Raw genomic sequence first — 18,907 nt, forward strand, 5'->3', positions numbered from 1 at the left:
GGGGTGCTGCGTTGGCTGGTGACACCAACCTAGGGAGCCGAGATCCACGCGATCTCCACACGAACTCCCCACGCACTCCACACTTCGGCACCACCCGCCGAAGGGGTGTCGCGCCGCCCGCGACCTACGCCGGCAGGTCGATCCAGACCCGCGTGCCGCCGGAGGCCGTGCCGTCCATCCCGATCGTGCCGCCGTGCGCCTCGACGATGCGCCGCGCCGTCGCGAGGCCGATGCCGTGACCGGGCAGGTCGTGGGTCACGCGGGTGTGGAGCTCGAACATCGCCTCGCGCCGGTCGGGCGCCACGCCGATGCCGTCGTCGTCGACCGTGACGCGCCAGGTGCGCCCTCGCCGCTCCGCGCCGACCGTCACGCGGGGGTGCTGCCCGGGCCGGACGAACTTGATCGCGTTGGTGACCAGGTTCAGCAGCACGGAGTAGAGGAGGTCGGCGTCCCCCGGGACGCGGGGCAGCTCGCCGACCTCGATCGCGGCCTCGCTGTGGTCGACGAGCGGCGCGACGTCGGTCAGCACCAGGTCGAGCACGCGGCGCAGGTCGACCTCGGCGCTGCGCAGTCGTCCGCCCTGCTGCGCGAACGACAGCATCTGCTGGATCATGGCGTCCATCCGGTGGCCGGCCTGCTCGACCGCCCCGACCATCTGGGCGACCTCGACGTCGCCCTCGACGGCGGGCTCGGTCGCCAGCAGCTCGGCGTTCACCAGGATCGCGGTCAGTGGGGTGCGCAGGTCGTGGCTGACCTGGCCGGCGAACTGCGTCAGGTGCTCGTTGGAGCGCCGCAGCTCGTCCTGCGCCCGCGTCAGCTCCCGGAGCGAGTCCTCGAGCGCCTGGCTGCGGTAGCGCAGCTCGAGCAGGTCCATGACCTGCGACGCCATGACGCCCAGCGCCTGCTGCTGCACCGCCGTCAGCTCGCGCGAGACGTCGTCGAACACGCAGAGCCGTCCGATCGGGACGCCGTCGGGCGTCGAGATGGGCGCGGACGCGTAGAAGCGCACCGAGCCGATGTCGCCCGTGACGAAGGGGTTGTCCTTGAAGCGGTCGTCGGCGCTGGCGTCGGCGACGACGATCGGGTGGGGCTCGCCCATGACGATCGCGCACATCGAGTCGTCGCGCGCACAGATCGACCGCTCGAAGCCGGCCGTCACGATCTGGTGCTGCTGGGTGCTGGTGATCATGTTGATGGCCGCGTGCGGCACGTCGCAGATCTCGGCGATCAGGTCGACGAGCGACTGCAGGTCACGCCCCGGGGCGCGGTCGAGCACGTGGTAGCGCTCGATCTCCCGGTCGGCGAGAGTCGGTTCGACCGTGATCTGTGCCATGCATTCCCCCGTGCATCAGGACCAAAGTCCCAGTCTCTCACGTGATCGCGATCGCACCCACCGAACGGGGCCCCCGGCTCAGTAGCCGCCGAAGCTGTCGATGCGGATGTCGTCGTGGTCGACGCCCATCGTGTCGAGCAGTGCCTCGGTCGACTCGATCATCCCCTCGGAACCCGCGACGTAGTAGAGGTGCGCCGTCACCGAGATGACCTCGCGCAGCATCCGCTCGCGGTCCTTGCGCTTCAGGCCCTTCGTGACGATGTAGTCGATGCGTGCGTCGGGCAGCTCGGCCTGCCACGCGTCGAGCTCGTCCTTGAACAGGAAGTCGTCGGTGCCGTTGAGGTAGACCAGCTCGAGCGATCCGGACCGCCGCGCGTCCACCATCTCCTTCATCATGCTGCGGAACGGCGCGACACCGACGCCGCCGGCGATCAGCACGCTGTCGCGGTGCTCGGCGAGCTGGAACTCGTAGTCGTTGCCGTAGGCCGTGATGCGCATGCGGTCGCCGGGGGCCGCGCCCGCCAGGGCGCGCTTGACCTCGCTCTGGCCCTCCTTGAACGTGATCATCAGGTCGGGCTCGGTGGGCGACGACGACAGGGAGTACGTCCGTCCGCCGCGCAGCTCGTCGGCGAAGGCCAGGTCGATCCAGTCGCCGGCCTCGTAGTCGAAACCGCGGGGCCGCTCGAACACGACGCTGAGGTGCTGGGGGGTCTCGGCGCGGACGTGCAGGACGCGCAGCTCGATGTCGACCTTCTGGTGTGCCACCCGGTCAGTGTCTCGTGCGGCGCGAGGTCAGAAGTCGTCGGTGCCGCGCAGACGTCGGGGGCGGCCGTCGGGGTCGTGCAGCAGCAGGTACGGGACGGTCGCCGCGGCGCGCCTCCACCGACTCAGGTGCGGCGGGTGAAGACGTCGCAGCCGCCCGGGCGGGCGTGGGCCGACGCACCCGCCGTCGTACCAGTCGTCCAGGCGCCGGGCGCTGGCGACGAACGCCTCGAACATGCCGGCCGCGTCGACGCAGTCGTCCATGGGGTCGGTCGCGGGATCGCGGTCGAGGTGCTCGGCCGCCAGGGTGAGCCGGAGCCGTCGCGCATATGACGGGCCCGCGTCCCCGTCGGCGCCGGCGAGGTCGACGACGACGGCCGAGAGCTCCGAGTCGTGCGTCCACGAGCGACGGTTGAAGTTGTCCGAGCCGATCGTCGACCAGACGTCGTCGATGACGCAGGTCTTGGCGTGGACGTAGACCGGCGTGCCGGCGTGGTTCTCGATGCCGAACACCGCGACGCGATCGGGTGCCGCGCGCTGCATCGCGAGCATCGCGCGGCGACGGCCGAGCAGCTGGGCCGTGCGCGACGCCCCCTCGAGATCGGGGTGGAGCGGGACGACCGCGACGACGTGCAGGTCGCGGTGGCGGCGCAGCGCCTCGGTGAACACGTCGCCCACGTGGGTGCCCCACAGGTACTGGTCCTCGACGTAGACGAGGTGCCGCGCCTTGAGCAGCGCCTTGGAGTAGCCGCGGGCGACGCTGCGCTCGCCGCCGTTCGCGAACTCGTAGTCGCGGTCGGCCCTCAGGTCGGGGTACGTCCGCAGCAGCTGGACGGCGTGCGTCGCGCCCGGCACCTCCGGAGGAGGGGGCGCCTGCTCGGGCAGGGGATCGGGGCTGCGGTCGAGGCGGTGCACGAGGTCGGACACGAGGTTGATCGGGCTGCGGCTGAGCGGCGTCGGGTCCTCCCACCGCTCGCGGAACACCGTCTCGACGTCGTGCACGGCCGGGCCCGTGATCGCGGCCTGCAGGTCGTGCCACGGCGGGGTCGGGCCGTACTCGTCGGCCATGTCGAGCGCCTGGGGGTCGCCGTGGTGGTCGGCGTCGTCGCGACGGGAGTGGCACAGGTCGATGCCGCCGACGTACGCGATGTCGCGCGCCGGGTCGTCGCGGTGCCGGATGACGACCATCTTCTGGTGGTGCGACCCGCCGAGCCGCACCCGCATGTCGAGCAGCACCTCGGCGCCGCGGGCCTGCAGCTGCTCCCCGAGGTGCCGGTTCTCGCGGGCCGTGAAGCCGAAGCCCTCCCAGTGCGAGCGCCACACCAGACCGCGGACGTCGACGCCGCGCTCGTCGGCCCGGCCGAGCACCTCGACGACCTCGCTGCCGGGTTCGCCCGTCAGGCGTTCGTCGGCATCGCCCTGCCAGTCGGTGAAGAACACGAGGTCACCCGCGCGGGTCGCCTCGATCCGCTCGAACAGCTCGGCGAAGTACGTCGCGCCGTGCACGAGCGGGCGGACGTCGTTGCCCCGCGACCAGGCACGGCCGGGGTGTGCGTCGTCCAGGCGGGTGTGGGGGTTGCCGCGCTCGTCGGGCGTCAGCAGCCAGCTCGTGGGGTCCGTGGAGTCCGACGTCACCCGGTCACTGTGCTCCTCGCCCCGTGCGGACCCGCAACCGGGGTGACCCGCGACACGATCGGGTCGTGGCGCATGGCGAGCCCGTCACGGGGTACACGCACGCCACGCACGGCGCGGACTTACGGCGTAAGCCTGTCTCGTGCGCGACATCATCAGCCGGCGACCGTCCTGGTCGTCCGTACCCCAGGAGCTCCCATGACCACCCACGAACCCAACCCCGAGACCCGCCGGGACGTCGTCGACCGCGAGAGCGAGCGGTTCGGCGGCATCAAGATCTTCTGCGCCTTCTTCGGCTGGCTCACCGCCACCGGCATGACGGTGCTGCTCACGGCGCTCGTGGCGGCTGCGGGCGCGGGCGTCGGCCTGGCCTCGGACGCCTCCGACATCGCCGACGCCGCCAGCGACCGCGGCGTCTCGGCCGAGGAGATCGGCTGGGCCGGTGTCGTCCTCGTCCTCGTGATCGTCTTCGTCTCCTACTACAGCGGTGGTTACGTCGCCGGCCGGATGGCCCGTTTCGACGGCATCCGCCAGGGCGTCGCCGTGTTCGGCTGGACGGTCTTCATCGCGATCGTCATCGCGGTGCTCGGCGCCGTCGCCGGCTCGAAGTACGACGTGCTCGACGAGCTCAACAGCTTCCCGCGCATCCCGAACGACCTGTCCGACCTGAGCCTCCAGGCCGTCGTCGTGCTGGTCGGCGTCATCGCCGCCGCACTGGTCGGCGCGATGGTCGGCGGACTGGCCGGCATGCACTTCCACCGCAAGGTCGACCGCACCGGTCTCGGCCGCTGACCGGACGCGGCGTGGACGTCCGACCAGGACGTCCACGCCGTGATCGTCCCGGGCGCGCCCGGGACGCCGGTGGGAGGATGGACCGACGACGAGGGGAGTTCCGTGTCACCTGCCGATGACACCCGTCCGAACGACGACGACGCGGCCCTGAGCCCGACCGACGCCGAGGGCCGGGTCGACGCCGATGCAGCGATCGTCCTCGGCGACGCACCGCCGTCGACGCGCGTGCAGCTCGACCGCCGTCGCATCGTCGACACGGCCCTCGAGCACATCGAGGAGTCGGGCCTCTCGACGCTCACGATGCGCCGGCTGGGGGCGCGGCTCGGCGTCGAGGCGATGTCGCTGTACCACCACGTCCCCGGCAAGGAGGAGCTGCTCGACGCGATCGTCGACGTCCTGATCGGCGACATGCGCGCCGATCCGGACGTCCTGGCCGCCCCCGAGACCAGCTGGCAGGACTTCCTCCAGCGCCTCGCGCACGGCGTGCGCCGCGTCGCGCTGGCCCACCCCCGGTCGTTCCCGCTCGTGGCCTCCCGGCCCCCCGAGGCGCCGTGGCTCCGACCGCCGCTGCGCAGCCTGGACTGGGTCGAGACGTTCCTCTCGGGGCTGACCGACAACGGGTTCAGCGACGAGGCGGCCGCCGCGAGCTACCGCAGCTTCACGAGCTTCCTGCTGGGCCACCTGCTGCTCGAGGTGTCGACGCTCGGCGCCGACATCGGCCCCCTCGACGTCCTCGACGACGGTGACGGAGACGGGGACGACGCCCGCCTCGGCCAGTTCCCGACCGTCATGCGACTGCGTCCCCGCCTCCGCGAGGACCACGCCGCCGCCGAGTTCGAGGAGGCGCTCGAGGAGCTGCTCGAGCGCATCACGCTCGTCCGCGCGCAGCAGTAGCCGTGCGGGCCTACCGTTGACCGGGTGACGGAGACCGACGCGACCGAGCTGACCCCCGAGGAGCGCTCGCGGCGCTGGCACGCGCTGGCGGTCTGCCTGCTCGCCGGGGCGATGACGCTGCTGGACGTCAGCATCGTCAACGTCGCGCTGCCGTCGATCCGCGAGGGCCTCGACGCCGGCAACGGCACGATCCAGTGGGTCGTCGCGGGCTACGCGCTGGCCTTCGGCATCGTGCTGGTGCCGGCCGGGCGCCTCGGTGACGCACGCAGCCGCAAGACGGTGTTCATGGCTGGCGTCGCGCTGTTCACGATCGCCAGCGCGGTCTGCGGAGCCGCCCAGGAACCGCTCTGGATCGGCGCGGCGCGCGTCGCGCAGGGCATCGGCGGCGGGCTCATCACCCCGCAGGTCTCGGGCTTCATCCAGAACCTCTTCAAGGGGCCCGAGCGCGGGCGGGCGTTCGGCCTGTTCGGCGCGACGATCGGGGTGTCGACCGCGATCGGGCCCGTCCTCGGAGGCCTGCTGATCCAGCTCGGCGGCGACGAGTCGGGCTGGCGTCTCGTGTTCTACGTCAACGTCCCGATCGGCATCCTGCTGCTCGTGCTGGCGCACCGCTACCTGCCCACCGCTGCCCGGGGGCCCCAGCAGTCGCTCGACCCCGTCGGGGTCCTGCTGTTCGGCACCGCGATGCTGTTCGTCCTCCTTCCCCTCGTGACGGGCAACCAGGACGACTCCCTGTCGCGACGCCCGTGGTGGCTCCTCGGCGTCGCGGCGGTCCTGCTCCTGGTCTTCGTGGCGTGGGAGCGACGCTGGACGTCACGGGGATCCGAGACCCTGCTCGACCTGTCGCTCGTGAAGGTGCGGTCGTTCGTCCTCGGCCTGGGCGTCGGCACGTTCTACTTCGCGGGGTTCACGTCGATCTTCATCGTCCTGACGCTCTACCTCCAGCAGGGTCTGGGCTACTCGGCCCTCGAGGCGGGCCTGTCCCAGCTGCCGTTCGCGGTCGGTTCGGCGACGTCGTCGCTGCTGGGAGGACGGCTCGTCGAGCGGTTCGGACGGTTCCTCGTCGTCGCCGGGCTGGTGATGATCGCCGCCGCGCTCGTCGTGGTCGACCTGCTCGTGCCGCACCTCGACGGCGACGTCGGCCTCACGCTCGCCCCCGTGCTGCTGCTCGCCGGACTGGGCGGCGGCCTGGTCATCGCGCCCAACATCACGCTGTCGCTCGACGAGGTCGACCCGGCCCGCGCGGGCGCCGGCGGCGGTCTGCTGCAGACCGCGCAGCGCGTCGGCTCGGCGATCGGCGTCGCGATCGTCCTGGCGCTGTTCTTCGAGCGGGTGCGCTCGAGCGACGGCGACTTCGCCGACGCGCTGTCGTACAGCCTGCACGTCACGATCGCGTTCGTGCTGGTCGCGCTCGCGATGGGCGTGGCCGACCTGGTGCGACGGGCCCGCGACGCCCGCGTGTGACGTTCGTCCGACAGCGGACCGGCGCATAGTGCTGCGGAGACGTGGAGCGCTCGGATAGCCTCGGTGGAGGGGACAACCACCCGTCGGCCGCTCCCGCCGCGACGGGAGAACCGCCGTTGCCGAGACCGAAACCCTGGAGTGCGCACCATGCCCGAGCCCTTGGACAGTCGCCTGCGCGACGACCAGGCGCTCGACGAGATCGAGCTGACGAGCCGCCTGATCATCGCGGCGTCCGCCACGGACTGTCGCCTCTCCCAGCGCGAGGTCGACGAGATCCTGGGCATTGCCACAGGCGGTTGAACAACCGCCGACACCCGCGATTGACGAGCGTGAACAGCGTGCCTCTAGCATGGGCGTGCCCTACTCAGCACTGACAGGAGCTCGTCGTGCGTTTTCGCATCCGACCAGTTGAGACATCGTTCTACGACTTGTTCACCGAGATGGCGAACCACCTCGTCGACGGTGCGAATCTGCTGGCGCAGATGTTGGACCCCAGCACCGACAAGGCCGCCATCGGCGAGCAGATGCGCGAGGCCGAGCACCAGGCCGACGAGACGACCCACAAGATCGTCAAGCGCGCCAACTCGACGTTCATCACGCCGTTCGACCGCGAGGACATCTACCGTCTCGCGAGCAGCCTCGACGACGTCATGGACTTCATGGAGGAGACCGTCGACCTCGTCGGTCTCTACGAGCTCGGCGACCTGCCGGCCGACTTCGCCCCCCAGGTCGAGGTGCTGCAGCGCGCCACGCAGCTGACCGCCGAGGCGATGCCGCGCCTGCGCACCATGAAGGACCTCGACGAGTACTGGATCGAGATCAACCGTCTCGAGAACCAGGGCGACCGCTCCTACCGCCGCATCGTGGCCCACCTCTTCGGCGGCACGTACAAGTCGCTCGAGGTCCTCAAGCGCAAGGACGTCGTCGACTCCCTCGAGCACGCGATCGACGCCCTCGAGTCCGTCGCCAACACGGTGGAGCAGATCGCCGTCAAGGAGTCCTGAGAGTGGACCTCGTCCTCGCTCTGGTGATCGCCACCGTCGCGATCGCCCTGTTCTTCGACTACACCAACGGCTTCCACGACGCCGCCAACGCGATCGCGACCTCGGTCTCGACGCGCGCCCTGACGCCGCGTATCGCCCTGACGATGGCCGGCATCCTCAACTTCGTCGGAGCACTGCTGGGGGTCGGGGTCGCCAAGACGATCAAGGACATCCTCAGCGGGTTCGACAACATCACGGCACAGAGCCAGTCGCACGCCCTCACGGTCGTGCTGGCCGCGCTGGTCGGGGCGATCGTCTGGAACCTCATCACGTGGTACTTCGGCATCCCGTCGTCGTCCTCGCACGCCCTGATCGGCGGTCTCATCGGCGTCGGTCTGGCGGCCGGTGTCTCGGTCGACTGGGACAAGGTCGTCGACAAGGTCGCGATCCCGATGGTGCTCAGCCCGGCCCTCGGCTTCGGCGGCGCCTTCATCATCATGACCTCGATCATGTGGGTCTTCCGGCGTGCCAACCCGCACACCGTCAACCGCGGTTTCCGTCTCTCGCAGACCGTCTCGGCCGCCGCCCTGTCGCTCGGCCACGGCCTGCAGGACGCGCAGAAGACCATGGGCGTCATCGTCCTGGCGCTGATCGCCGGCGGCTATCACACGTCCGCGAACGACGACATCCCGCTGTGGGTCATCCTCTCGGCCGCGGGCGCGATCTCGCTGGGCACGATGTCGGGCGGCATGCGCATCATGCGCACGATGGGACGCCGCATCATCGCGCTCGACCCGCCGCGCGGCTTCGCCGCCGAGTCGACCGCCGCGATCGTCCTGTACGGCATGGCGATCGGCGCGCACGCCCCCGTCTCCACGACGCACACCATGACGTCCGCCGTGATGGGTGCCGGCGCCACCAAGCGCTTCAGCGCCGTCCGCTGGGGCGTCGCCCGCGGCATCATCACGGCGTGGATCATCACGATCCCCGCCTCGGCCGGCGTCGCCGCGCTGACGTACTACGTCCTGCGGATGTTCATCCCCGGCAACTAGCCCCGTCCCGCAGGAAGGCCGCCCGCGGCCTGGGGGCCCCCCCACGAGCTCCGCGAGCAGGGGGCGCGTGAGCGGAGCGAGGCGACGAGACGCAAGTAATTCGCCTCGGGCTCCGCCCTCACGGTCGCTTCGCTCCCTGGCGAACGAGGGCATGCGGTCGCCAGGGAGGCCGCTTGCGGCCGACCGTGAGCGGAGCGAGGCGACGTGACGCAGGTGGTTCGCCTCGGGCTCCTCGCCCAAGAGCTCCGCGAGTAGGGGGCCGTGAGCGGAGCGAGGCGCCCCCAGAGGACGACGAAGGGCTCGGGTGACCGGTGGTCACCCGAGCCCTGTCACTCGCCGCGCCTCGCAGCGGGGCGGCTTCGCCGCGGACCGCTCACGCTGCGCTGGCGTGGGTTCACGCTCGTCGCTGCGCTCCTCGGCTCACCCAAACCGGCCCTGGATGTAGGCCTCGGTGGCCGGGTCCTGGGGGTTGGAGAAGATCGACTGCGTGCGGCCGACCTCGATCAGGCGCCCCGGCTTGCCGACGCCCGACAGGTTGAAGAAGGCCGTCTCGTCCGAGACGCGAGCCGCCTGCTGCATGTTGTGGGTGACGATGACGATCGTGTACTGCGTCTTGAGCTCGTGGATGAGGTCCTCGATGACGCTGGTCGAGATCGGGTCGAGGGCCGAGCACGGCTCGTCCATCAGCAGCACCTCGGGCTCGACGGAGATCGCGCGGGCGATGCACAGACGCTGCTGCTGACCGCCCGACAGGCCCGAGCCGGGACGGTCGAGGCGGTCCTTGACCTCGGCCCACAGGCCGGCGCTGCGCAGCGACCGCTCGACGATGTCGTCGGACTCGGACTTCTTCATGCGCTTGCTGTTGAGCTTCTGGCCGGCCAGGACGTTGTCGTAGATCGACATCGTCGGGAACGGGTTGGGCCGCTGGAAGACCATGCCGATCATGCGGCGGACGTTGACGGGGTCCATGTCGGAGCCGTACAGGTCCTGGCCGTCGATCAGCACCTTGCCCTCGACGCGCGCGCCGCGGATGACCTCGTGCATGCGGTTGAGCGACCGCAGGAAGGTCGACTTGCCGCAGCCCGAGGGGCCGATGAAGGCCGTGACGGACTTCGCCGCGATGGGGATCGTCACGTCCTCGACGGCGAGGAAGTCGCCGTAGTAGATGTTCAGGTCGGAGACGTCGATGCTCTTGGCCATGGTGCTGTCCTTCCTGGACGGTTTAGCGCTCGCCCTTGGGCGAGAAGAAGTAGGAGACGAGTCGGGCGATCAGGTTGAGGAGCATGACGATCAGGAGCAGCGTGAAGGCGGCACCCCAGGCGCGGTCGATGCTGAACTCCGGCGGGATGCCGGGGTTGCGCTGGGAGGCGTAGGCGAACACGGGCAGCGAGGCCATGCGACCGTCGAACAGGTTGAAGTTCACCGAGTCGGTCGCGCCCGCGATGATCAGCAGGGGAGCCGTCTCGCCGATGACGCGCGCGATCGCGAGCGTCACGCCCGTGACGATGCCGGCCAGGGCCGTCGGCAGGACGACCTTGGCGACGGTGCGCCACTTGGGCACGCCGAGCGCGTACGAGGCCTCGCGCAGCTCGTTGGGCACCAGCTTCAGCATCTCCTCGGTGGAGCGGACGACGACGGGGATCATCAGCACCGAGAGTGCCACGGATCCGCCGATTCCCATACGGACGCCCTCGCCGAAGAACAGCACGAACAGGGCGTAGGCGAACAGCCCGGCGACGATCGAGGGGATGCCGGTCATGACGTCGACGAGGAAGCGGATCCAGCGCGACAGGCGGTTGCCCTCGGAGTACTCGACCAGGTAGATCGCGGTGAACAGGCCGATCGGCACCGAGATGACGGTCGCGGCACCGGTGATCAGCAGCGTGCCGACCAGCGCGTGGTAGATGCCGCCACCCTCGCCGACGACGTTGCGCATCGAGAACGTGAAGAACTCGATGCCGAGCACCTTGGAGCCCTTGCTGACGACCGTGATCAGGATGCTGAACAGCGGGAACATCGCCAGGACGAACGACGACGTGACGAGGACGGTGACCAGGCGGTCCGTCGCCTTGCGTCGGCCCTCCACGGCGGCCGACCACGCCGGGAGCACCAGGCTGATCGCGAAGACGACCAGGGCGGCGAGCAGCAGGTTGACGTCGGCCAGGACGTAGAGCAGGGCGGCCACGACGACGCCGGCGCCGACGACCATCAGCGGGGCGCGCCTCGGCAGCTGGTCGCCGTGCAGCTCCTTGTGGACGTCCACGGGCCCCGGGTTGCCGGGGTTGCTGGTGGTCAGGGTCGTCATCAGTTGGCTCCGGAGAAGTCTTTGCGACGGTCCACGATGGCCCGCGCAGCGAAGTTGACGAGGAAGGTGATCACGAACAGCACCAGGCCGCTGGCGATCAGGACGTTGACGGTCTTCCCGCTCGCCTCGCCGAAGCTCAGGGCGATGTTGGCGGCGATGGTGCTGGGGTTGGTGCTGCTGATCAGGTTGGCGGTGACCGTGCCAGCGCTGACCGACAGCACCATCGCGACGGCGAGGGTCTCGCCGAGGGCACGGCCGAGGCCCAGCATGGCGGCCGAGACGATGCCCGAGCGTGCGTACGGGAAGATCGCCATGCGGGCCATCTCCCAGCGCGTCGCTCCGAGGGCGAGTGCGGCCTCCTCGTGCAGGCGCGGCGTCTGCAGGAAGATCTCGCGGCAGATCGCCGTCATGATCGGCAGGATCATGACGGCCAGCACGACCGACGCGGTCATGATCGTGCGGCCGGTGGCCGAGGCGGGGCCGGCGAAGAAGGGGATGAAACCGAGGTTGCCCTCGAGCCACCGGTAGATCGGCGCCATGTTGGGCGCGAGGAAGCCGATGCCCCAGAGGCCGTACACGACGCTCGGGACGGCGGCGAGCAGGTCGATCAGGTAGCCGAGCACCTGGCCGAGCTTGCGCGGTGAGTAGTGCGAGATGAACAGCGCGACCCCGATGGCCACCGGCACCGAGATGATCAGCGCGATGGTCGCCGCGAGCAGGGTGCCGTACACCAGGGGCCAGACGTACGGCAGGAAGCTCTGGCCGCTCTTGACCTCGTCGGGGCTGGCCGTGATGCCGGGGATGCCCTCGATCGTGAGGAACGCGGCCACGCCGGCCAGGACGAGCAGGATGAGGATTCCCGCGCTCGTCGACAGGCCGGAGAAGATGCGGTCACCGGGACGGACGACGGTCGAGCGCTTGCGACGGGGATCCAGCGTGCTGGTCACAGGCGGTGCCTTTCAGCGAAGTGGTGCGGACGTAGAAGGAGGTGGCTCCGGGGAGCCACCTGGAGCCCGGTGGTCCGGTCGGGGATCCGACCAGACCACCGGGCGGGGGATCAGGCTGCCGTGATCGTCTCGACCGCGGCCTTCACCTTGGCGGCGAAGTCGCCCGAGAGCGGGGCGGAGCCGGCGGTCTCGGCCGCGGCGTCCTGGCCCTCGGTGCTGGTCACGTAGGTCAGCCAAGACTTGACGAGCTCGGCCGTGGCGGCGTCCTCGTAGGTCTGGCAGGCGATCTGGTACGAGGCCAGGACGATCGGGTAGACGCCCGACTCGGTCGTCGTGCGGTCGATGTCGACGGCGATGTCGGTCGCGTCGCGGCCCTCGACGGGAGCGGCCGTGTCGAGCACCTTGGCCGCGGCCTCGGGGGTCGGGGCGACGAACTCGTCGCCGACCTTGACGTTGGCCTTGCCGAGCTCGCCGGCCTGGCTCTCGTCGGCGTAGCCGACCGTGCCGTCGCCACCGGAGACGGCCGAGATGACGCCGGAGGTGCCCTCGGCAGCCTCGCCGCCCTTCAGCGGCCAGGTCTCGACGACTCCGCCGCTCCAGCCGCCCTCGGACGCCGCGTCGAGGTACTCGGTGAAGTTCTTCGTGGTGCCCGAGTCGTCGGAGCGGTGGACGGCCGTGATGTCGGTGTCCGGCAGGTCGGCGTCGGGGTTGTCGGCCTTGATGGCCGCGTCGTCCCACTTGGTGATCTTGCCCTCGAAGATCTGGCCGATGACGTTCGGCGAGAGGTTCAGGTCGTCGACGCCGTCCAGGTTGTAGACCACGGCGATGGGGCTCACGTACGTCGGGACCTCGACGATGTCGCTGCCGCACTTCTCCTTGGCGCTGGTGAGCTCCTCGTCCTCGAGGTAGGCGTCGGATCCGGCGAACTGGACGCCGCCGGCGATGAACTGCTCGCGGCCGCCGCCCGAGCCCACCGGGTCGTAGTTGACCGTGGCGTCGGGGTTGGCGGTCTGGAACTGCTTCTTCCAGGCGGCGACGGCCGCTTCCTGGGCGCTCGAACCGGCGCCGTTCAGGGTGCCGGAGACGCTGCTGCCGCCGTCGGAGCCGCTGCCGCCGTCGGAGGAGGAGTCTTCGTTGCCGGCGCCGCAGGCGCTCAGACCGAGGGCGAGGGCGAGCATGGCCGCGGGGGCGGCGACGCGCAGGTTTTTGCGGTTCAAGGGAGTCCCTCTCTGGGATCAGATGATGCGTACTCCGTGACCGTAGGGAGTGCAGGTGTATCGATCTCCGCGCCAGAGTGAACGGAAGGTGAACGGTGCCGAAACGGTCGTGTCGTGCCCGGCGCGGCGCGTGGTCCTCAGGGAAGCTGTTCGACGGCGTGCACCGCGCCGCCGCGGTGGTGCACGACGATCCCCGCGCCGGGAGCGAGGTCCTGCTGGTCGACGCCGATGGCGTCGAGCACCCACGGGAGGGTGGGGCGGTGCGTGCACAGCACGATCGGCTTCTTGCGGTCCAGCAGCGTCCCGATCGAGCGCTGCACGAGCGTCGCGCTGGTCTGCTCCGAGAGCCGGTCGTCGATCTCGAGGAACGTGCTGATCGAGCTCGCGTACGGCTCGACGGTCTGCGCGCACCGCACGGCGGGGCTGCTGACCACGCGCTGCACGCCGTAGGCGTCGAGCACCGGCACCAGGGCCCCGGCGCGCTCCGTGCCGGCACGGGCCAGGGGCCGGGCGAGGTCGTCGTCGTGGCGCGGACCCCGTGGCTCGGCCTTGCCGTGGCGCACCACGACGAGGGTGCGGGTGCGGTGCGCCTGGTGCGCGCACAGCTCGCGGAACTGCTCGAGCAGACCCAGGTCGTGCTCGTACGTCAGCAGGGTGACGGCCTCGTCGAGCCCCACCCAGCGGATCTCGTCGACCTCCTTGTTGGGCACGAACGGGGTGCTCTCGTCGGCTCCCACCACGCGGGCGATCCAGTACGACACGACCTTGGTGCCGCCGCTGACGGCGTACGTCACGGGCCGCAGGGGGTGGCCGAGGCGCACGCGCACCCCGGCCTCCTCGCCGATCTCGCGCACCGCGGTCTGCTGCAGCGTCTCGCCGGGATCGGTCTTGCCCTTCGGGAACGTCCAGTCGTCGTAGGACGGGCGGTGGACCACCAGCACCTCGACGCGGGGATCGGGCCGGCGCGGTGCGGGTCGCTTGCGCCACACGACTCCACCCGCGGCCGTCGTCGTCCGTTCGCTTGCCCTCATGGCGCGTATTCTCCCCTGAGGAAGTGAACGACGATCCGGGAGGTGGGCCACGTGCGTCTTCGCCGGTCGTTGACGGTCGTCGTCGCCCCGCTGCTGGTCGTCGCGCTCGCGGTCGGTGCCGGTTCGTGGGCCTCGGGACGCGCCCCCGACGCGCGCTCGTCCCTCGCCCAGGCGCTCGACGCGCTGCCCCGCGACACGATCGTGGCGGGCTTCACCGACTGGTCGTCCGTCCGCTCCCGACTCGGCGTCGGCTCGGCGTCGTCCGCCGCGGGACGGGCGTCGATCGAGGACGCCGGCTCGCTGCGCGACCTGACCACCCGGTCGGTCCTCGGCGGGATCGTCGAGGACATGCACGACGCCTACGGGTGGTCGGCCGCCGACCTCGACTGGGAGGCGTACGGCCGGGCGACGGCGGGGGCCGCGATGGTCGCCCGCGTCTCCGGGCGGGTCTCGCTGGACGACGTCGAGGACCGCCTGGCCGAGCTGGGGTACACCCGCCGCGACGGCGTGTGGTCGATCGGCGCCGAGAACGGCGCGTCGCTCACGCCCGAGCTGGCCAGCACCCTGGCCCACGTCGCGGTCGACCGCGACCGGCGGCTCGTCGTCGCCACCGACCGCGCGGGGTACGCGGCCGACGTGCTGGCCACGATCCACGGCGACGCGCCCTCGGCGCTCTCCGACCGGCCGCTGGCCGACGTGGCCGAGGCCCTCGCGGGCTCGGACTCGGCCGTCGTGCAGGGGCGGGCCTTCGGCTGCCGGGCGACGTCGCTGACCGACGCCGACCCGACCCTGCGTGCCCAGGCCGATGCGGCGGTGGCCCGCGCGGGCTCGCTGACGTCGCCGGCCTTCACGGGGCGGGGGCTCGTCGACGGGCGACGTGCGCAGACGATCCGGTTCGTGTCGGCGTTCGGGTCGCCGTCCGAGGCCGCGCGGCAGCTCGCGGTGCGCTCGGCGCTGACGACCGGACCGTTCATCGGTCGCACCGGACGCGTCGAGGACACGCTCGACCTGCTCGACGCGACTGCCGACGGCACCGTCACGACGCTGCGCTTCGCGGTCGACCCCGAGAAGGCGGCCTACATGAGCGGCGAGGGCCCGTTGCTGTTCGCCGGCTGCCCCCTCGGCGCCGCGACGGGGTAGCCGCGGCGCGGAGGGTCAGGCCTGGCGCGACCTGCGCGAGCGGGCCCGGTCGATCAGCACCGACTGCAGGTTCGACGACCCGACGTGGCGCGTCCAGCTGCCGTCGCCCTCGAGGTGCCACGACGTTGTGTCGGGATCGACGGACCGGGCGAGCAGGTCGCCCAGCGCCTGCGTGTGCTCGGTCGTCGGCACCCGCACCAGCACCTCGACGCGCCGGTCGAGGTTGCGGTGCATGAGGTCGGCCGAGCCCATCCACGCCTCGGGCTCGCCGCCGCCGGCGAACCAGTAGATGCGGCTGTGCTCGAGGAACCGTCCGAGGATGCTGCGCACGCGGATGGTGTCGCTGAGGCCGGGGACCCCGGGGCGGAGCGTGCAGATGCCGCGGATCACGAGGTCGACCTCGACGCCGGCCCGCGACGCCTCGTAGAGCTTGTCGATGACGGCCTCGTCGACCAGCGAGTTGACCTTGAACCGGATGCACGCGGGACGTCCGGCCCGGTGGTGCGCGATCTCGGCGTCGATGCGGTCGACGATGCCGTCGCGCAGCCCGGCGGGTGCGACCAGCAGCTGCTGGTACGAGAAGTCCTGGGCGAAGCCCGACAGGTTGTTGAACAGGTCGGTGAGGTCGTGCGTGATGGCGGGGTCGGCGGTCAGCAGGCCGAAGTCCTCGTACAGCCGGGCCGTCTTGGGGTTGTAGTTGCCGGTGCCGATGTGCGCGTAGCGGCGCAGCCCGTCGGGCTCGTCGCGCACGACCAGGGCGAGCTTGCAGTGCGTCTTCAGGCCGACGAGGCCGTACACGACGTGGCAGCCGGCGCGCTCGAGCTTGCGGGCCCAGCGGATGTTGGCCTGCTCGTCGAAGCGGGCCTTGATCTCGACCAGCACCAGCACCTGCTTGCCGGCGCGTGCGGCGTCGACCAGCGAGTCGATGATCGGCGAGTCGCCGGACGTCCGGTACAGCGTCTGCTTGATCGCCAGGACGTTCGGATCGGCCGCGGCCTGCTCGATGAAGCGCTGCACGCTCGTCGCGAACGAGTCGTACGGGTGGTGCACCAGCACGTCGCGCTTGCGCAGGGCGCTGAACAGGTCGGCGGGCTTGGACGTCTCGACCTCGGCCAGGTGCTGGTGCGTGCCCGGGATGAACGGGTCGTAGCGCAGCTCGGGACGGTCGAGGTCGGCGATCTCGTTGAGGCTGCGCAGGTCGAGGGGGCCCTTCAGGCGGACGACCTCGTCGGGGCGCACGCCGAGCTCGGAGACCAGCAGGTCGAGGACGCTCTCGTCGATCGACTCCTCGACCTCGAGACGCACGGGCGGGCCGAACTTGCGGCGCAGCAGCTCCTTCTCGAGCGCCTTGAGCAGGTTCTCGGCGTCGTCCTCCTCGACCTCGAGGTCCTCGTTGCGGGTCACCCGGAACGCGTGGTGGGCGATGAGCTCCATGCCGGGGAACAGCAGGTCGAGGTGGGCGGCGATGACCTCCTCGAGCGGCACGAGGCGTCCGGGGTCGGCCTCCATCCAGCGGTTGATGATGGGCGGCACCTTGACGCGCGCGAAGTGGTCCTTGCCCGTCACGGGGTTGCGCATGACGAGCGCCAGGTTGAGCGACAGGCCCGAGATGTACGGGAACGGGTGGGCGGGGTCGACCGCGAGGGGCGTCAGGATCGGGAATACGCGGTCGCGGTAGACGGCGCTGATCCGCTCCTGCTCGGACGGGCGCAGCGAGTCCCAGTGCAGCAGCTCGATGCCCTCCTCGGCCAGGGCCGGGACGATCTCGGAGTGGTAGGTCTCGGCGTGCCGCGACATGAGGTCCTGGCTGGCCTCGAGGCTGCGCGTGAGCACGTTGCGGGGGTTGAGCCCGCTGGCCGACGGCACCGCGACGCCCGCGGCGATGCGCCGCTTGAGACCCGCGATGCGCACCATGAAGAACTCGTCGAGGTTGCTGGCGAAGATCGCGAGGAAGCGCACCCGCTCGAGCAGGGGGAGCGTGTCGTCCTGGGCCAGCTCGAGCACGCGGGAGTTGAACGCGATCCACGAGAGCTCGCGATCGAGGAAGCGGTCGGCGGGCAGCGCGCTCTGCGCGGGGTCGAACGGGGGGTCGACGTCGAACTCGTCGGGGGAGGCCGGATCCTCGAAGGAGGCGACCGCCATGTCGTGTGTGTCCACATGTCCACCATGGCAGACAAAGGTGAACACGGACTGAACGAGCGTCCCCGGGCCGCCGTGCCGCTACCGTGTCCTGCATGGCTCTCGTACCCCAGGTGATCGGTGCCGTGCGCGGCGCCGCGGCGCGCTCGATCATGCAGCTGCCGAGGCCCGTCCTGACCCGGCTGGCGGGTGCTCCCGTCGTCGTGAACGGTCGGACGCTCGACCCCGAGATGCAGCTGCTGCTGAAGCTGCAGCACCTCGAGGGCCCGGCCGCGGAGTCGGTCTCGATCAGCCGTGGCCGCCGCATCATCGTCTCGTCCTCGCGCCTGGCCGGTGGCAACCCGCCGATCGGCGCCGTGACCGACCGGACGATCGACGGCCCCGGCGGCCCGTTGCGACTGCGCTTCTACACGCCGCGAGGCCTCTCGGGACGCTCGCCGGCGCTGCTGTTCTTCCACGGCGGAGGCTGGATCTACGGCGACCTCGAGAGCCACGACGCGACGTGCCGGTTCCTCGCCGAGGAGGCCCAGGTGCGGGTCGTCGCGGTCGACTACCGGCTCGCGCCCGAGGCTCCGTTCCCCGCGGCGGTCGACGACGCGATGGCGGCCTGGGCCTGGATCGCCGAGCACGCCCAGGGCCTCGGCATCGACCCGACGCGCATCGCGGTGGGCGGCGACAGCGCGGGTGGCAACCTGGCGGCGGTCGTCGCGCAGCAGGCCGTGGCCGCCGGCGGACCGACGCCGGCGTTCCAGCTGCTGATCTACCCCGCGACCGACTTCGCCGAGCGGGCACCGAGCCGCGACACGTACGCCGAGGGCTTCTTCCTGACCAAGGCCTTCATGGACCTCGCCGAGGAGAACTACCTGGTCGGCGGCGAGGACCGGTCCGACCCGCGGCTGTCGCCGCTGCACGGTGACGTCACGGGCGTCGCGCCCGCCTACGTCGTGACGGCGGGCTTCGACCCGTTGATCGACGAGGGCGACGCCTACGCCGAGAAGCTGCGCGCCGCCGGCGTCCCGGTCGAGCACGTGACCGAGGACGGGCTGATCCACGGCTTCATCAACATGGTCTCGATGGGGCGGACGGCGCCCAGGGCGGCCCGCCGCGCCGCCGCCGCCCTGCAGCGCGGCCTCTCCTGACCCGGACCGCTCCCCGCGGGGCGGCAACCCCCTCCTCGCGGGGCGGCAACCCCCTCCTCGCGGGGCGGCAACCCCCT

Annotated in this window: 17 protein-coding genes; 8 read left to right on the forward strand and 9 right to left on the reverse strand. The window is 71.0% G+C overall.

The window, feature by feature from the left end:
• Positions 1 to 124: 124 nt before the first annotated feature.
• From ASD10_RS17065 to ASD10_RS19560, 3 genes are all read right to left on the reverse strand, one after another.
• The gene (locus tag ASD10_RS17065) at positions 125 to 1,333 is read right to left on the reverse strand and encodes an ATP-binding protein (RefSeq protein ID WP_056611864.1); all 1,209 of its coding nucleotides are present in this window, start codon (positions 1,331 to 1,333) and stop codon (positions 125 to 127) included.
• A 78-nt stretch (positions 1,334 to 1,411) separates the two neighbouring features.
• Entirely contained in the window at positions 1,412 to 2,098 is a 687-nt protein-coding gene (locus ASD10_RS17070) for a ferredoxin--NADP reductase (protein ID WP_056611867.1), read from the reverse strand.
• 27 nt (positions 2,099 to 2,125) lie between these two features.
• Positions 2,126 to 3,730, reverse strand: coding sequence for a phospholipase D-like domain-containing protein (locus ASD10_RS19560; RefSeq protein WP_056611870.1), 1,605 nt, complete (start codon positions 3,728 to 3,730; stop codon positions 2,126 to 2,128).
• Between the two features lie 195 nt (positions 3,731 to 3,925).
• On the opposite strand from ASD10_RS19560, the gene ASD10_RS17080 reads away from it, so the two are divergent.
• From ASD10_RS17080 to ASD10_RS17100, 6 genes are all read left to right on the forward strand, one after another.
• Entirely contained in the window at positions 3,926 to 4,519 is a 594-nt protein-coding gene (locus ASD10_RS17080; protein WP_056611873.1) for a hypothetical protein, read from the forward strand.
• Between the two features lie 102 nt (positions 4,520 to 4,621).
• Entirely contained in the window at positions 4,622 to 5,413 is a 792-nt protein-coding gene (locus ASD10_RS17085; RefSeq protein ID WP_200938360.1) for a TetR/AcrR family transcriptional regulator C-terminal domain-containing protein, read from the forward strand.
• A 24-nt stretch (positions 5,414 to 5,437) separates the two neighbouring features.
• Positions 5,438 to 6,877 (forward strand): MFS transporter, encoded by a 1,440-nt coding sequence (locus ASD10_RS17090; RefSeq protein WP_056611876.1) that lies wholly within the window; start codon positions 5,438 to 5,440, stop codon positions 6,875 to 6,877.
• A gap of 147 nt (positions 6,878 to 7,024) precedes the next feature.
• Positions 7,025 to 7,177, forward strand: coding sequence for a hypothetical protein (locus tag ASD10_RS19265; protein ID WP_200938361.1), 153 nt, complete (start codon positions 7,025 to 7,027; stop codon positions 7,175 to 7,177).
• 86 nt (positions 7,178 to 7,263) lie between these two features.
• Entirely contained in the window at positions 7,264 to 7,881 is a 618-nt protein-coding gene (locus tag ASD10_RS17095; protein ID WP_056611879.1) for a DUF47 domain-containing protein, read from the forward strand.
• Positions 7,882 to 7,883: 2 nt separating this feature from the next.
• Positions 7,884 to 8,912 (forward strand): inorganic phosphate transporter, encoded by a 1,029-nt coding sequence (locus tag ASD10_RS17100; protein WP_056611882.1) that lies wholly within the window; start codon positions 7,884 to 7,886, stop codon positions 8,910 to 8,912.
• Positions 8,913 to 9,332: 420 nt separating this feature from the next.
• Here the strand turns inward: ASD10_RS17100 and pstB are convergent, their stop codons facing one another.
• The 5 genes from pstB to ASD10_RS17125 all read right to left on the reverse strand — a co-directional run bounded on the left by pstB (position 9,333) and on the right by ASD10_RS17125 (position 14,412).
• A complete protein-coding gene (gene pstB, locus ASD10_RS17105) occupies positions 9,333 to 10,112 on the reverse strand; it encodes a phosphate ABC transporter ATP-binding protein PstB (RefSeq protein WP_056611885.1) in 780 nt (259 codons plus the stop codon).
• Positions 10,113 to 10,134: 22 nt separating this feature from the next.
• The gene (pstA, locus tag ASD10_RS17110; protein WP_056611888.1) at positions 10,135 to 11,217 is read right to left on the reverse strand and encodes a phosphate ABC transporter permease PstA; all 1,083 of its coding nucleotides are present in this window, start codon (positions 11,215 to 11,217) and stop codon (positions 10,135 to 10,137) included.
• Entirely contained in the window at positions 11,217 to 12,164 is a 948-nt protein-coding gene (gene pstC, locus ASD10_RS17115; RefSeq protein WP_056611891.1) for a phosphate ABC transporter permease subunit PstC, read from the reverse strand. The genes pstA and pstC overlap by 1 nt, the downstream gene beginning before the upstream one ends.
• A gap of 110 nt (positions 12,165 to 12,274) precedes the next feature.
• Positions 12,275 to 13,381 (reverse strand): phosphate ABC transporter substrate-binding protein PstS, encoded by a 1,107-nt coding sequence (pstS, locus tag ASD10_RS17120; RefSeq protein ID WP_235502113.1) that lies wholly within the window; start codon positions 13,379 to 13,381, stop codon positions 12,275 to 12,277.
• 137 nt (positions 13,382 to 13,518) lie between these two features.
• Positions 13,519 to 14,412 carry an NUDIX hydrolase gene (locus ASD10_RS17125; protein ID WP_082556384.1) on the reverse strand — a complete coding sequence of 298 codons (894 nt, stop codon included), beginning with the start codon at positions 14,410 to 14,412 and terminating at the stop codon, positions 13,519 to 13,521.
• A 51-nt stretch (positions 14,413 to 14,463) separates the two neighbouring features.
• On the opposite strand from ASD10_RS17125, the gene ASD10_RS17130 reads away from it, so the two are divergent.
• Positions 14,464 to 15,552 (forward strand): hypothetical protein, encoded by a 1,089-nt coding sequence (locus ASD10_RS17130; RefSeq protein ID WP_157432716.1) that lies wholly within the window; start codon positions 14,464 to 14,466, stop codon positions 15,550 to 15,552.
• A gap of 15 nt (positions 15,553 to 15,567) precedes the next feature.
• Here ASD10_RS17130 and ASD10_RS17135 read toward each other — a convergent pair whose 3' ends face one another.
• Complete coding sequence (locus ASD10_RS17135; protein ID WP_056611903.1) at positions 15,568 to 17,694, reverse strand: RNA degradosome polyphosphate kinase; 2,127 nt, start codon at positions 17,692 to 17,694, stop codon at positions 15,568 to 15,570.
• Positions 17,695 to 17,786: 92 nt separating this feature from the next.
• Between ASD10_RS17135 and ASD10_RS17140 the strand changes: the two genes are divergently transcribed.
• The gene (locus tag ASD10_RS17140; protein ID WP_056611906.1) at positions 17,787 to 18,830 is read left to right on the forward strand and encodes an alpha/beta hydrolase; all 1,044 of its coding nucleotides are present in this window, start codon (positions 17,787 to 17,789) and stop codon (positions 18,828 to 18,830) included.
• The last annotated feature ends 77 nt before the right edge of the window (positions 18,831 to 18,907 follow it).

It is taken from the genome of Aeromicrobium sp. Root472D3 (genome assembly GCF_001426485.1).
Lineage (GTDB): Bacteria > Actinomycetota > Actinomycetes > Propionibacteriales > Nocardioidaceae > Aeromicrobium.

Excerpts from the sequence above, each read along its gene's own strand:
- ASD10_RS19265 (WP_200938361.1), top strand. The coding sequence starts at position 7,025 with ATGCCCGAGCCCTTGGACAGTCGCCTGCGCGACGACCAGGCGCTCGAC.
- ASD10_RS17125 (WP_082556384.1), bottom strand. The coding sequence starts at position 14,412 with ATGAGGGCAAGCGAACGGACGACGACGGCCGCGGGTGGAGTCGTGTGG.
- pstA (WP_056611888.1), bottom strand. The coding sequence starts at position 11,217 with ATGACGACCCTGACCACCAGCAACCCCGGCAACCCGGGGCCCGTGGAC.
- ASD10_RS17080 (WP_056611873.1), top strand. The coding sequence starts at position 3,926 with ATGACCACCCACGAACCCAACCCCGAGACCCGCCGGGACGTCGTCGAC.
- ASD10_RS17065 (WP_056611864.1), bottom strand. The coding sequence starts at position 1,333 with ATGGCACAGATCACGGTCGAACCGACTCTCGCCGACCGGGAGATCGAG.
- ASD10_RS17140 (WP_056611906.1), top strand. The coding sequence starts at position 17,787 with ATGGCTCTCGTACCCCAGGTGATCGGTGCCGTGCGCGGCGCCGCGGCG.
- pstB (WP_056611885.1), bottom strand. The coding sequence starts at position 10,112 with ATGGCCAAGAGCATCGACGTCTCCGACCTGAACATCTACTACGGCGAC.
- ASD10_RS17135 (WP_056611903.1), bottom strand. The coding sequence starts at position 17,694 with ATGGCGGTCGCCTCCTTCGAGGATCCGGCCTCCCCCGACGAGTTCGAC.